Raw genomic sequence first — 14,215 nt, 5'->3', positions numbered from 1 at the left:
GCCGCCGGGCGGTCGGCCGGGAAGGGTCAGGCGCGGGCCAGCCGCACGGTCACGATCTCGAAGGGGCGGAACGACAACGGGACGCCGTCCTCCGCGCCCGCCTCCGCCTCGACCGCCTTGAGCGGCCGTTCCAGCAGGTCGCACACGGACGCCGACGCCACCGCGAAGCTCGCCGCCAGGCGGATCCGCGCCCGCCCGCCGCCCGCCTCGTACAGCCGCACCACCACATCTCCGCTGCCGTCGTCCGCGAGCTTGACGGCCGACACGACGACGGAGGCGTCCGGGACCGACACCAGCGGCTCCACCGCGCGGGACCCGGGCACCCGCCGCTCCGGCAGGTTGATCCGGTGTCCCTCCCGCACCGCGTCCCCCAGGGACGCGTTCGGCACCAGCGCGTAGCGGAAGCGGTGCACGCCCTGGTCCGTGCGCGGGTCGGGGAAGCGGGGCGCCCGCAGCAGGGAGAGGCGCAGGGTGGTCGTCGTGCCCGTGCCGCCCTCGCGTACGGCACGCGTCACGTCGTAGCCGTACGTGGAGTCGTTGACGACCGCCACGCCCCAGCCGGGCTCCTCCAGGTGGACGAAACGGTGCGCGCACGCCTCGAACTTGGCCGCGTCCCAGCTGGTGTTGGCGTGCGTGGGGCGGTAGAGGTGGCCGAACTGGGTCTCCGCCGCCACGCGGTCGGTGTGCACGTCCAGCGGGAACGCCGCCTTCAGGAACTTCTCCGTCTCGTGCCAGTCGACCTCCGTCGTGATCTCCAGCCGCCGCTCACCCTCCGGCAGTCCGATGAACTGCTCCACCCGCGATGCCCCGAAGGCTCGCGTCACCCGCACCGCACCGGTGTCCGTGAGCTCCAGCGTCTCGACGTCCGTGAGGTCCGTGACGGTGTTGCGGTAGAAGTGGTCGACGTCCCAGGCGTCCCACATGTTCGGGAAGTCCGGGTGCAGTTGGAGGAGGTTCGCAGCCGCGCCCGGCGCGACCGTCTCGCGGTCCGCCGCCAGGTCGTACACGGAGACCACCAGCCCCCGCCCGTCGACCACCACCCGCAGCAGCCCGTTGTCGAGCGTGAATCCGCCGCCCTCGCGGGGCGCCGCGCGCACCGCCGCGCCGTCCGCCGGGCTCCCGACGGCCGCGCCGAGCGCAGGCACGCCGCCGCGCCCGTGCGGCGCCGCGTTGAAGACCACGCTCCCGCGCGCCTCGGCGTCCCCGGCCAGCGCCGCCAGCGCGTCCCCGATGACCGCCTCCAGCTCCGCCGCGACCGCCGCGTAGGCCGCCGCCGCCTCCCGGTGCACCCAGGCGATCGACGTACCGGGCAGGATGTCGTGGAACTGGTGCAGCAGCACCGTCTTCCACAGCCGGTCCAGCGCCTCGTACGGATACGGGAATCCGGTGCGTACGGCCGCGGTCGCCGCCCACAGCTCCGCCTCCCGCAGCAGGTGCTCCGAGCGGCGGTTGCCCTGCTTGGTCCGCGCCTGGCTGGTGAGCGTCGCCCGGTGCAGCTCCAGATACAGCTCGCCCACCCACACGGGCGCGTGGGCGTACTCCGCGTGCGCCTTCTCGAAGAACGCCGACGGCTTCTCGAAGGCGACCCGGGCCGACCCCTCCAGATCCGCGAGCCGTTTGGCGCGGGCGAGCATCTCGCGCGTCGTCCCGCCGCCGCCGTCACCCCAGCCGGTCGGCGCGAGGGAACGCGTCGCGCCGCCCTTCTCCTGGAAGTTGCGCACGGCGTGCGCGACCTCCTTGCCCGACAGCTGCGCGTTGTAGGTGTCGATGGGCGGGAAGTGCGTGAAGACACGCGTCCCGTCCAGCCCCTCCCACCAGAAGGTGTGGTGCGGGAACTTGTTGGTCCGGCTCCACGAGATCTTCTGCGTCAGGAACCACTTCGCGCCCGCCAGTTTCACGAGCTGCGGCAGCGCCGCCGAATAGCCGAACGTGTCCGGCAGCCACACCTCCTCCGTCTCGATCCCGAACTCCTCCAGGAAGAACCGCTTCCCGTGCACGAACTGCCGTGCCAGCGCCTCGGACCCCGGCATGTTGGTGTCGGACTCCACCCACATGCCGCCCACCGGCACGAAACGGCCCTCCGCGACCGCCTTCTTCACCCGCGCGTAGACCTCCGGCCGGTGCTCCTTGATCCAGGCGAACTGCTGCGCCTGCGACATGGCGTAGACGAAGTCCGGCTCGTCCTCCAGCAGCGCCGTCATGTTCGACGTCGTCCGCGCGACCTTGCGCACCGTCTCGCGCAGCGGCCACAGCCACGCCGAGTCGATGTGCGCGTGCCCGACCGCGCTGATCCGGTGGGCCGAGGCGTGGGCGGGCGCGGACAGCACGCCGGTGAGCCGCTCACGGGCCCGCTCCGCCGTGCCGTTCACGTCCTGGAGGTCGACCGCGTCCAGCGCCCGCTCCACGGCGCCCAGGATCTCCCAGCGGCGCGGGGAGTCCACGGACAGCTCCCCCATCAGCTCGCCCAGCACCTCCAGATCCTGGACCAGCTCCCACACCGTCCGGTCGAAGACGGCGAGGTCCATCCGCCCCAGCCGGTAGCGCGGCGCGCCGTCCGCGGTCTCCCTGTCGCCCAGTTCGGTCGGCAGGAAGGGGTGGTAGTCCAGGATCACCGGGTTCGACGACGCCTCGATGTGCAGCGTCACCTCCTCGCCACCGGCCGCCCTCTCGCCGACGCGCACCCACTGGTTGCGCGGATTGAGCCCCTTCACCGGCGACCCGTCCGGACGGTAGACGAGCCCCTCGCACTGGAAGCCCGGCATGTTCTCGTCGAAGCCCAGGTCCAGCAGCGCCTCGACGGTCCGGCCCGCCCACTGTGGCGGCACCGTTCCCGTGACGGTGAACCAGCTCGTCCCCCACGGAGGCCCCCACCGCTCGCCGGTCCGGATCGGCACCCGCGCGGCTGCCAGCCCCTCCGCCACGGGGACGGGCTCGCCCGGCGCGTTCCACACCGAGACGGCCAGCGGCACCGACTCGGGGTACACGGCGGGCCGGACGCGCTCGTCCAGCACCCGCTTCAGTCGGGCTTCGGTGATGGTGCGGTCGTTGTGCATGGAGTCGGTGTCCTCACGCAGTAGGTCTACCAGCGGAAAGCGACGGACGCGGGTGCCGAGGAGGCGTACAGCTCGTCCACGGCGCGCACTTCGACGCGCGTGACCGCCTCCGTGGCGGTGCGGCGCAGCGCCGCGACGTAGTAGGCATGCCCACAGGTGCCGCCCAGGAAGCGACGGCCGCCGCCGGGGAGCACCTGATGGAGCTCGTGATGGCGCACGGGCCCGCTGGTCGCCCCCCAGGCCAGCCGTAGCTCCGCCGTGCCGTCGCCGGTCCGGCGGGAGGCGGTCACCCGGACGCGGCCGGGCCGGGCGGGCGCCGGTGGTGCCCCGTCGTGGACCGCGAGGCCGCCGAGCCGCCAGCGGACCGTACCGCCGTCCGGCGCGGTCAGACGCACGCCCAGCGCGTGGAGCGTGCCGTGCGGCAGCGCGCCGAGGCGCAGCCGTACGGTCGTCCAGCCGCGGCCCCCTCCCGGCAGCGTGCCCGCGGGCACGTGGTGGAAGAGGCCCGGGCGCGGCGACACGGCCAGCTCCACCCGTACCGCGGCCGACCCGGTGTCGGTGCGGTGGGCCAGTTCCACGACGGTGGCGCGGGACAGCGGCAGCCGCGCCGCGTACAGCTCGACCGTCGCCGGCGCGGTCGGCGCGCCCTCCACGAGGAGGCTGCTGCCGCCACGCCAGGCGTCGTCGAAATCGAAGCCGACGCCTGGCCGGGTGCCCGCCGTGCGGACGACCCAGCGGCGGCCGGGCAGCCGGTCCTGGAGCCCCAGGTGGTTCCAGGCGGCGTCGGAGAGGCGCTCGCCCTTCTCGTACCAGCCGGTCCCGTGGCCGGTGTTGAAGCTCGTCGCGAACGGCAGCGCGGTGAGCGTGGAACGGTCCGCGACGGACGCCGCGGGCGCCCGCCAGGGCCCGGCCGGCGGCGCGGTGGGGTCGAGGCCCTCGCCGGACCAGAAGCGGTCGTCCCGCGCGTGGAAGGCCGCGGGGGAGCGCCCGCCCGCGGGCAGGCTCGTCCAGGTCCACTCGGGCCGGTAGAAGCCGTACGAGACGGTGTGCGAGCCGCCCGCCGGGACGACCGCGTCCCAGTCGACCGGGGTGTCCCAGCCGCGCGCCTCGACGTCGACGCCCGCCCACAGGGTGTACGGGCTCCGCCCCAGCCGCCGCGCGCGCCCGGCCGACGCCGCGAGCCCGGCACGGCTCCAGTCGAAGTTGAGGAACATCGAGCCGGCCGCCCGGAAGAACGGGGCGTTGTGGTCGTTGAGCTCGTTCTGCCAGGCGATGTCGCCGGAGATGGCCATCGCGTCGTACCACATGACGCGCAGCCCCGTGCCGCGCTCCCGCAGGTACGCCACGAAGTCCCGCATCGCCGCGCCCAACCGGGCGTCCCCGCCGCCGGTCTCGGCGTTGAGGAACCAGCCGTCGAAGCCGTACGCCCGCGCGACCTGGATCAGCTTGTCGGCCAGCGGGAAGCGGCCGTCCGCCTCGCGCCTGACGAGGTCCTCCGTCCAGCGCAGCCGCCCGCCGTACGCGGCCGGAGGCAGGAACACCGTCCCCAGGACGGGCACGCCGTTGCGGTGCGCGGCGTCCACGACCGGCGCGTTCGGGGCGACGATCAGCCCCTCGTCCGAGGAGCCGCCCCAGAAGACCAGCTCGTCGAGGTATGCCCAGTGGGTGAGCGCGTAGTGGTCGGCGGTGTCCGAGCCCTGGGACGGGTTGCCGGAGGTGTGCGCGAAGGCGGCGAGCGCGCAGACGCGTGCCTGCCCGGCGCGGGCGGTGGTGTTGACGGGCGGGGGAGTGAAGCGCGGGGTGAGCGGCACGGTCGCCTGGTTGAAGGACAGATCGGCATCGTCCTCCGGCCGCCACGCGGCGAGGCTGCGCCACCGGACGCCCTCACCGGGCCGGCCGTCGGGCAGGGTGTCGGGGAACCAGTACGAGGCGTAGGGCTGAAGCGTGCCGTCGGCTGTGGCGCCGGCTGCGCGCGGTAGAGCGAGTGCCGCGAGGGTCGCGGGGCCGATGGCTAAAACCTCACGGCGGGTGGGTCTTTGACGCATGGCTGCTCCTTGGGGTGACCCGGCCTGTGGGCCCCTCCCAGCGGTGGCCGGGGGAGCTTGAGGACACCGCGCGCCGGCGCGGTCCGGGATCCGGGACGGAGCCCCGGTCTCGGGAAGGGGCGGGGCTGGGGAAAAAGACCTATCGGACCTGGGCCACGGTCAAGACCTCCGTGATCCCCCGCGCCGCCAAGTGCCCGCCATCACCGGCCGATTGAGAGAGCACACACGCCGGCCTCCGCCCGCGCGCAGCGACGCGCATCCACGCCTCGAAGAACTCCCCACCCGGCGCGCACACCGCCCGCAGCGGCGCCCCCGCGACCTCACCCGCCTCCACGACCAGCGCGGTCGACCGGGGCGACGCGGCGGTCCCCGCGGCACGGTACTCACGGGCGAGACGGGCGAACGTCTCGCCCGCCGGCTTCACCCGCCGGTCGTTGGTGAGCAGCCCCAGCCCGTACTCCAGCTCGGGGAAGTCCGCGAGCGCGCGGTCGACGTCGTGGGAGCACCACCAGGTGATGCCCCACAGGCCGGTGCAGTCGAGTGCGTTGAGGACGGTCGCCTCGGTGAACGCGGCCGCCCGCCCGGGGGCGATGTGCGGGGCGGGCGCCCCGACCTCCTGGAGCCACACCGGCCGCGCCGGGTCCTCGGCCCATGCCTTGGACAGCTCGATGAGGTACGCGGCGTGGTGCTCGGTGGCCGTGCCCCGCGGGCCGTGCCGTTGCGCGGTGCCGTTGAAGACCCAGGAGTGCACGGCGGTCATGGCACCCAGGCGGGCCGAGTGGGCGGGGGTGAAGGGGTGCGCGCCGTCGTACCAGGCGACGTCGTAGGAGGCGTGCAGATGCGTCCGGCCGGGCGCGGCCTTCTCGCAGGCGGCCAGCATCCGGCGCAGCCAGCGTTCCGCCTCACCGGGCCTGATCCGGTCGGGGTCGGGGTGCGGGTCGCCGGAGAACTGATTGGTCTCGTTGCCGACCGTCATGCCCAGGAAATTCGGCCGGCCGGCGAGCGCGCCGGCGAGCGCGGCCAGATACTCCTCCTGCGCGGTGACGACCTGGGGGTCGGTGAAGAGGTTGCGGCGGTGCCAGGTCGTGGTCCAGGAGGGGACGAAGTCGAAGCTGGAGAGGTGGCCCTGGAGGCCGTCCACGGCGACGTCGAGCCCGCGCTCGCCCGCCGCGTCGACGAGGCTCACCAGCTGTTCGACGGCGCGCGGGCGGATCAGCGCGCGGTTGGGCTGGAAGACGGGCCACAGCGGGAAGACACGGATGTGGTCCAGGCCGAGGGCGGCGATGGAGTCGAGGTCGGCGCGGATGTCGTCCAGGTCGAAGTCGAGCCAGTGGTGGAACCAGCCGCGGGTGGGGGTGTAGTTCACACCGAAGCGCATGGAGGTGTCCCTTCGGGCGGGGAGCGGGGTCAGCCCTTGACGGCGCCTTCGCCGACGCCGCGGAAGAAGTACCGCTGGAGGCAGGCGAACAGCACGATGAGCGGGGCGACGGCGATGATGGTGCCCGCGGCGACCAGCCGGGGATTCTGCTGGAACGTTCCGTGCAGGTAGTTCAGGCCGACGGTCAGCGTGAAGCGGTCCGAGTCCGAGAGGACGATCAGCGGCCAGAGGAAGTCGTCCCACGCGCCCATGAACGAGAAGATCGCGACGACGGCCAGGGTGCCGCGTACGGACGGCAGGGCGATCCGGCGGAACCGCTGCCAGACGTTCGCCCCGTCGATGACGGCCGCCTCCTCGATCTCGTACGGGAGGTTCGCGAACGCGTTGCGCATCAGCAGCACATTGAGCGCGCCCACCGCGCCGGGCAGGACGACGGCGGTGAGGGTGTTGTTGAGGTGCAGGTCGCGCATCATGGTGAACTGCGCGATGACGATGGACTCCAGAGGGACGAGCAGCGCCACCACGAAGGCGAGCCCGGCGAGCCGCCGGCCGCGGAAGCGCAGCCGGGCCAGGGCGTATCCGGCCAGTGAGGCACCGACAAGGTTGGTGACCACATTGGTGAGAGCGACCTTGAGGGAGTTCAACGCATAGTCCCAGACCGGAATGATGTCGGCGACACCTGCATAATTCCCGGTGGTCGGATGCTCGGGCAGGAAGCCGGGCGGGTAGGTGTAGATGTCCTCGGACGCGCCCTTGAACGAGGTGGACAGCTGCCAGAGGAACGGCCCGACGGTGATGCCCAGCACGACGAGCATCAGCAGATAGCGCAGCGCCTTCTCCCAGCCGGACGTCCGCGTCACGAGACGCTCTCCTTCCGGTCGGCGCGGAGCACCAGCAGCATCAGCAGCAGCGCGATCACGAAGACGACGAGGGACAGGGCCGAGGCGTATCCCACCCGCCCGTTGAGTCCGGTGCCGGTCCGCTGGACGAGTATCACCAGCGTGGTGTCCTGTCCGGCCGGTCCGCCGGTCGGGCCCGCCAGCAGATAGACCTCGGAGAAGACCTTGAAGGCGGCCACCGACGACAGCGCGCCGATCAGCACCATCGTGGAGCGCAGGGCCGGGACGGTCACACTGACGAAGCGCCGCAGGGCACCGGCCCCGTCGACCGCGGCCGCCTCGTGCAGCTCGCGCGGGACGTTCGCGAGCGCCGCGAGATAGATGATCATGTAGTAGCCGAGGCCCTTCCACACCGTCAGCGCCATGGCGCTGAACAGCAGCAGCCACTCGTCACCGAGGAAGGCCACCGGACCGGCCCCGAAGAAGCGCAGGATGCCGTTGACGAGCCCGCGGTCGTCCAGCATCCAGGCCCAGATGAGCGACACCACGACGACGGAGGCCACGACCGGTGTGTAGAAGGCGGAGCGGAAGAACGTCACGCCCGGGAGCCGCTTCTGCACCAGCAGCGCCAGCAGGAGCGGCAGCAGCACGGTGAAGGGCACGACCAGCAGGACGTACAGCCCGCTGTTGCGCAGGGCCACCCAGAACTGGTCGTCGCCCAGCATGTCCTGGAAGTTGCGCAGCCCCACCCAGCTGCCCGGAGTCAGCGTGCGCGCGTCGGTGAACGCCTTCTGGACGGTGCTGACGAAGGGGTAGAGGCTGAAGGCGGCGATCACCCCGAGGCCGGGCAGCAGGAAGAGCCAGGGGCTGGCCGCGCGGTGGGTGCGCACGTGTGCGGAGGGCTGCTTCACGGCCGTCAGCTCTGCTTGAGGAGCTTGTCGCTCTGCGCGACGGCGTCGTCGAGCGCCCGCTGGGGCGACTTCTTGCCCTGAAGGGCCTTGGCGACCTCGTTCTTGAGGACGACCTTCATCTCCTCGCTCAGCACCACCGGCGTGTAATTGACCGCGCCCTTGAGCATTTTCGCCGAGGCCACCCGGACCCGGCCCTCGTCCGTCCCGTCGTCCTTGGTCCAGTAAGGGTCGTCCAGCGATCCCTTGGTGCTGGGGAAGACGGCGACTTTGTGCGCGAAGTCCTCCTGGTTCTTCCGGTCCGTGATGAAGTGCGCGAAAGCGACGGCCGCGGCCTTGTGCTTGCTCTGCTTGCTGACGGCCAGACCCATCACGTACATGTTCGGCTTGCCCGTGTTGTTCGGGGCGTCGGTGATGCCCAGCTCTTTGTACAGACGGGGCGCGCTCTGTTTGAAGGTGTCCAGGTCGTGGGCGCTGCCCGGATTCATGGCGACCTTCTGCTCCAGGAACTTCTGCCCCGCCTGCTCCGCGGTATTGGTGAGCGCCTGCGCGTCGAGCCCGCCGTGGGTGTAGAGCTCCTTGTATTTGGTGAGCAGCTCGACGCCCTTGGGCTCGTTGTAGGTGAACTTCGTGGCGTCGGAGTTCATCAGCCGTACGCCGTAGCGCCCGAAGTCCTCGATGGACGGGGTGCCGGCGAGGGTCGCGGTCTTCCCGCCGGACCGTTTCGCCAGAGTGCCGGCGGTGGCGAACAGCTCGTCGTAGCTCTTCGGCGGCTTCTCCGGATCGAGCCCCGCCTGCCGGAAGAGCGCCTTGTTGTAGAACAGCGGGCCCGTGTTGAGATACCAGGGGAAGGCGTACGAACCGTCCAGGCCCGGCAGCACGTTGCCCTGCCACGCCTCGGGCGTGTACTCGCCCTTGAACTTCGCGGCGGCCCGCTCCCGGTCCAGATTCAGCAGCAGCCCGGCCTTGGCCAGCGGATAGGAGAGGTCGGGCGACACATTCACGACATCGGGCAGCGTGCCGCCGCCGGCGTCGGCGCTGAGTTTCTCCGCGTAGTTGTCGGCGGGCTGATCGATCCATTTGACCTTGACGCCCGGATTCTGTTTCTCGAATTCGCCGGCCAGGCCCTCGAAGTAGTCCTTGAATTTGCTGCGCAGATTCCAGGTCTGGAAGGTGATGCCGCCCTCCGGCCTGCCGTCCGCGGCATCGCCGTCCGAACCACCACCGGAGCCGCAGGCGGTGAGCAACAAGGCGGATGCGAGGAGCGGGACGGCGGCGGCAGCGGTTCTGCGGGAACGGGGCATGGCGCGGCGAACTCCTTCGGTAGGACCGGGAGGTGCGCAACAAAAGCTGCACCCGTGGCGGGGTGAAGTCAATACTTCCGCTGTCGGCTAATGCGCTTTAGCCTGCGGGGAGTTACGCTCACTCGAGCGCTTCGGTACGGCCCCGCGCCCCGGGCGCGGGCAGAAGGAGAGCCATGCGCCGCACCCCGGCCCGCCGCCCGACGATGAAGGACGTCGCGCGCCGCGCGGGCGTCTCCGAGAGCGCGGTCTCCTTCGCGCTCAACGGCCGCCCCGGGGTCTCCGACGCCACCCGCGAACGCGTGCGCCGCGTCGCCGAACAGCTCGGCTGGCAGCCCAGCACCGCGGCCCGGGCCCTGTCCGGCGAGGGAGCGGCCACGGTCGGGCTCGTCCTGGCCAGGCCCGCCCGCACCCTGGGCGTCGAGTCCTTCTTCCTCCAACTGGTCTCCGGCGTCCAGGAAGTGCTCGCGGGCCACCGCCTCGGCCTGCTCTTCCAGATGGCCGAGGACATCGACGCGGAGTGCGCGGTCTACCGCCGCTGGTGGGCCGAGCACCGTGTCGACGGGCTCCTCGTCGTCGACCCCCGGGCCGACGACCCGCGCCCGGCCCTGCTGGACGAACTCGGCCTGCCCGCCGTCGTCATCGGAGCGCTCGACGGGGACATCGGCGCCCACGGCGCGATCTCCAACCTCTGGGCCGACGACACCGGCGCCATGGCCTCCATCGTCGGCCACCTGCACGGCCTCGGGCACCGTCGCGTCACCCACGTCGCCGGCCTGCCCGAACTCGCCCACACCCGGCGCCGGATGGCCTGCCTGCGGACCGAGGCCGAGCGGCGCGGCCTGCCCGACGTCACCTCGGTCACCACCGACTACTCCGACGCCCAGGGCGCCGCGGCCACCCGTCGGCTGCTGTCCGCGTCACGGCCGCCCACCGCCATCGTCTACGACAACGACGTCATGGCCGTCGCGGGTCTCGCCGTCGCCGCGGAGCTCGGGGTGTCCGTACCCGCCGAACTCTCCATCGTGGCCTGGGAGGACTCCGTCCTCTGCCGCAGCACGCACCCGCCGCTGACGGCGCTGACGCGCGACACCCCCGCCTTCGGCCGCCAGGCGGCCCGCCTCCTGACCGAGCTCCTGACGGGCGCCCCGCCCGGCCGCGTCCAGGCGGCCACCCCGCGTCTGACCGCCCGCGAATCGACGGGCCGGGCGTAGCCGGGCGGGCGGATCCCGGCCTTGCCCGGCAGTTGAGGTCCGCCTGCCGAAGGGCCGGGCAGTCCACCCCGCCCGGCCACCCCCTACCCCCGGCCCTTACCAACCGCTTAGTATGCGAATCGCACGCCACCCCACCACCCCGGAGGACCCAGTGAAGGCATGGCGAGTGCACAGCAACGGCGAACCCCGGGACGTCATGCGTCTCGAGGACGTGGCGGACCCCCGGCCCGGACCGGGCGAGGCCCTCATCCGCGTCCTCGCCGCCAACGTCAACTTCCCCGACGCGCTGCTGTGCCGCGGTCAGTACCAGGTCCGCCCGCCCCTGCCGTTCACCCCCGGAGTGGAGACCTGCGCGGAGATCCTCGCCCTCGGAGAGGGCGCGGAAGGCACGGTGGGGGCGCGCGTCCTCGCGCAACCCGCCCTCCCCGCGGGTGGTTTCGCCGAGCGCGCCGTCGTGGACGCCCGGACCCTGCTGCCCGCCCCCGGTTCCCTGGACGACGCCGAGGCCGCCGCCCTGCACGTCGGCTACCAGACCGGCTGGTTCGGCCTGCACCGCAGGGCCCGCATCCAGCCCGGCGAGACCCTGCTCGTCCACGCCGCCGCGGGCGGCGTCGGCAGCGCGGCCGTACAGCTCGGAAAGGCCGCCGGGGCCACGGTCATCGGCGTCGTCGGCGGCTCCGGCAAGGCCCGCGAGGCCCGTGAGAACGGCTGCGACGTGGTGATCGACCGCCGCGCCGAGGACGTGATCGCGGCCGTCAAGGAGGCCACCGGCGGCCACGGCGCGGACGTCGTCTACGACCCGGTCGGCGGCGACGCCTACACCCAGTCGACCAAGTGCATCGCCTTCGAGGGCCGCATCGTGATCGTCGGCTTCGCGAGCGGGAAGATCCCCAGCGCGGCCCTCAACCACGCCCTGGTGAAGAACTACACCATCCTCGGCCTGCACTGGGGCCTCTACAACACCAAGGACCCGGCCACCGTCCGCGCCTGCCACGACGAGCTGACGAAACTCGCCGCACAGGGCGCGATCCGCCCCCTCGTCAGCGAGCGCCTGCCGCTCACCGCGGCGGCCGACGCCGTCCAGCGCGTCGCCGACGGCACGACCACCGGCCGTCTCGTCGTCCTCCCCGCCCAGGAGGGCCCGCGATGAGCTCCCCGGACGCCGGGGAGTTGCGCGACCGCGTCGCCGCCCTCCTCGCCGCGCACGACCCGGCCACCACGGCGCCCCTCGACTTCCTGCGGGCCCGCTTCGACGCCGGGCTCGCCTGGATCCACTTCCCCGAAGGGCTCGGCGGCCTCGGCGCGCCCCGCTCCCTCCAACCGGTCGTCGACGCCGCACTCGACGCCGCCGGTGCCCCGGACAACGACCCCCGCCGCATCGGCATCGGCCTCGGCATGGCCGCCCCCACGATCCTCCAGTACGGCACGGACGAGCAGAAGCGGCGCTTCCTGCGGCCCCTGTGGACCGGCGAGGAGGTGTGGTGCCAGCTGTTCAGCGAACCGGGCGCCGGCTCCGACCTCGCCGGGCTCGCCACCCGGGCCGTGCGCGACGGCGACAGCTGGACCGTCGACGGCCAGAAGGTGTGGACCTCCAGCGCCCACCTCGCCCGCTGGGCGATCCTCATCGCCCGTACGGACCCCGACGTGCCCAAACACCAGGGCATCACCTACTTCGTCTGCGACATGACCGACCCGGGCGTCGAGGTGCGGCCCCTGCGCCAGATCACGGGCGAGGCGGAGTTCAACGAGGTCTTCCTCACGGGCGTACGGATCCCCGACGCGCACCGCCTCGGCGAGACCGGCGACGGCTGGCGGGTCGCGCAGACCACCCTCATGAACGAACGGGTGGCCATCGGCGGGACGCGCGTACCCCGCGAAGGCGGCATGATCGGCGTCGTGGCCCGGACCTGGCGCGAACGCCCGGAGCTGCGCACCCACGACCTCCACCAGCGCCTGCTGAGCCTGTGGGTGGACGCCGAGGCGGCCCGCCTCACCGGCGAACGGCTCCGCCAGCAGCTGAGGCGCGGCCGCCCCGGACCCGAGGGCTCGGGCATGAAGCTCGCCTTCGCCCGGCTCAACCAGGAACTCAGCGCCCTGGAGCTCGAACTCCTCGCCGAGGACGGGCTGACCTATGAGGACTGGACCATGGTCCGGCCCGAACTCGTCGACTTCACCGGCCGCGACGCCGCCTACCGCTATCTGCGCGCCAAGGGCAACTCCATCGAGGGCGGCACCTCGGAGATCCTGCTCAACATCGTCGCCGAGCGCGTCCTCGGCCTGCCGCCCGAGCCCCGCAACGACAAGGACCTCCCGTGGAAGGACCTGCCCCGATGACGCCGGACCTGCTCTACTCCGAGGCCGAGGAGGATCTGCGCGCCGCCGTCCGCTCCCTGCTCACCGCCCACGGCGCCCCCGCGTCCGTCCTCGCCCGCGCCGAGGACGGCCACCCGTACGACGCCGGCCTCTGGCAGGCCCTCGCCGCGGGCATGGGCACGGCCGGGCTGCTCGTGCCCGAGAAGTCCGGCGGCCAGGGCGGAACCGCCCGTGAGGCCGCCGTCGTCCTGGAGGAGCTGGGCCGCACCGTCGCCGACGTCCCTTTCCTGACCAGCGCCGTCCTGGCCGTACGCGCCCTGCTCGGCTGCGACACCGGCCGCCCCGAGGTCGCCGCCCCGCTCGCCGCCCTCGCCGAAGGCCGTCAGGTGGGCGCGCTCGCGGTGCCCCTGCCGACCGCCCCGGGCGCGTCCGTACCACCGTCCGTAAGCGCCGAAGCCACCGGCGCCGGGCGGGCGTTGCTCACCGGCACGGTGAACTCCGTCGCCGGTGCCGCCGGGGCCGGGATCCTCATCGTGCCCACGGACGCCGGCCTCCACAGCGTGGACCCCACCGCGGAAGGCGTCACGGTCACGCCGCTCACCGCGCTCGACCTCACCCGGCCGATCGCCCGGATCACCTTCTCCGGAGCCCCGGCCACGCTGCTCGCCGGGCATGACCGGGCCGCCGCCGCCCTGGACGCCGCGCTGCTCACCGGCGCCGGACTGCTCGCCTCCGAACAGCTGGGCGTCGCCGAGTGGTGCCTGGCCGAAACCGTGCGCCATGTCTCCGAGCGACGGCAGTTCGGCCGCCCCATCGGATCCTTCCAGGCCCTCAAGCACCGGCTCGCGGCCCTCTGGCTGGACATCGCCTCGGCCCGCGCCACCGCCCGCAACGCCGCCGACGCGCTCGCGACCGAGGCCCCCGACACCGCGATCGCCGTCGCCGTGGCCCAGTCCCGCTGCGCCGAGGCCGCGGTCCGCGCCGCGGAGGAGTGCGTCCAGCTGCACGGCGGCCTCGGCATGACCTGGGAACACCCGGCGCACCTCTACCTCAAACGTGCCAGGACCGGCGTGACCGCCCTGGGCACGCCCGCCCGGCACCGCCAGTCCCTGGCGCGGCTGGCGGACGTGCCCGGCCCCGTCGCCTGAGGCGGATCAGGCAACG

10 protein-coding genes are annotated in these 14,215 nt (G+C 72.9%); 4 read left to right on the top strand and 6 right to left on the bottom strand.

Translation table 11 applies throughout. From position 1 onward, the window contains the following. Window positions 1–26: 26 nt before the first annotated feature. The 6 genes from ACH427_RS12630 to ACH427_RS12605 form a co-directional block, all read right to left on the bottom strand. On the bottom strand, window positions 27–3,053 hold the full coding sequence (locus tag ACH427_RS12630) for an alpha-mannosidase (RefSeq protein ID WP_398869429.1): 3,027 nt from the start codon (window positions 3,051–3,053) through the stop codon (window positions 27–29). Between the two features lie 26 nt (window positions 3,054–3,079). After that, window positions 3,080–5,098: an endo-beta-N-acetylglucosaminidase gene (locus tag ACH427_RS12625; RefSeq protein ID WP_398869428.1), complete on the bottom strand. Its 2,019-nt coding sequence runs from the start codon at window positions 5,096–5,098 to the stop codon at window positions 3,080–3,082. A 139-nt stretch (window positions 5,099–5,237) separates the two neighbouring features. Further along, window positions 5,238–6,476: a glycosyl hydrolase gene (locus tag ACH427_RS12620; protein ID WP_398869427.1), complete on the bottom strand. Its 1,239-nt coding sequence runs from the start codon at window positions 6,474–6,476 to the stop codon at window positions 5,238–5,240. Window positions 6,477–6,505: 29 nt separating this feature from the next. Beyond that, window positions 6,506–7,291 (bottom strand): carbohydrate ABC transporter permease, encoded by a 786-nt coding sequence (locus ACH427_RS12615; protein ID WP_398869469.1) that lies wholly within the window; start codon window positions 7,289–7,291, stop codon window positions 6,506–6,508. Between the two features lie 41 nt (window positions 7,292–7,332). Then, on the bottom strand, window positions 7,333–8,226 hold the full coding sequence (locus ACH427_RS12610) for a carbohydrate ABC transporter permease (protein WP_398869426.1): 894 nt from the start codon (window positions 8,224–8,226) through the stop codon (window positions 7,333–7,335). Window positions 8,227–8,231: 5 nt separating this feature from the next. Then, window positions 8,232–9,527 (bottom strand): ABC transporter substrate-binding protein, encoded by a 1,296-nt coding sequence (locus ACH427_RS12605; RefSeq protein WP_398869425.1) that lies wholly within the window; start codon window positions 9,525–9,527, stop codon window positions 8,232–8,234. A gap of 173 nt (window positions 9,528–9,700) precedes the next feature. Between ACH427_RS12605 and ACH427_RS12600 the strand changes: the two genes are divergently transcribed. The 4 genes from ACH427_RS12600 (at window position 9,701) to ACH427_RS12585 (ending at window position 14,199) form a co-directional block, all read left to right on the top strand. Further along, complete coding sequence (locus ACH427_RS12600) at window positions 9,701–10,738, top strand: LacI family DNA-binding transcriptional regulator (RefSeq protein ID WP_398869424.1); 1,038 nt, start codon at window positions 9,701–9,703, stop codon at window positions 10,736–10,738. Between the two features lie 151 nt (window positions 10,739–10,889). Further along, window positions 10,890–11,888 carry an NADPH:quinone oxidoreductase family protein gene (locus ACH427_RS12595; RefSeq protein WP_398869423.1) on the top strand — a complete coding sequence of 333 codons (999 nt, stop codon included), beginning with the start codon at window positions 10,890–10,892 and terminating at the stop codon, window positions 11,886–11,888. Next, on the top strand, window positions 11,885–13,072 hold the full coding sequence (locus ACH427_RS12590) for an acyl-CoA dehydrogenase family protein (protein WP_398869422.1): 1,188 nt from the start codon (window positions 11,885–11,887) through the stop codon (window positions 13,070–13,072). The genes ACH427_RS12595 and ACH427_RS12590 overlap by 4 nt, the downstream gene beginning before the upstream one ends. Beyond that, window positions 13,069–14,199 carry an acyl-CoA dehydrogenase family protein gene (locus tag ACH427_RS12585; RefSeq protein ID WP_398869421.1) on the top strand — a complete coding sequence of 377 codons (1,131 nt, stop codon included), beginning with the start codon at window positions 13,069–13,071 and terminating at the stop codon, window positions 14,197–14,199. The genes ACH427_RS12590 and ACH427_RS12585 overlap by 4 nt, the downstream gene beginning before the upstream one ends. Window positions 14,200–14,215: the final 16 nt, after the last annotated feature.

The sequence above is a fragment of the Streptomyces sp. NPDC020379 genome (assembly GCF_044387105.1).
Lineage (GTDB): Bacteria > Actinomycetota > Actinomycetes > Streptomycetales > Streptomycetaceae > Streptomyces.
The sequence above is the reverse complement of the archived record's forward strand: the minus strand, read 5'-3'. Positions and strand labels throughout refer to the sequence as shown.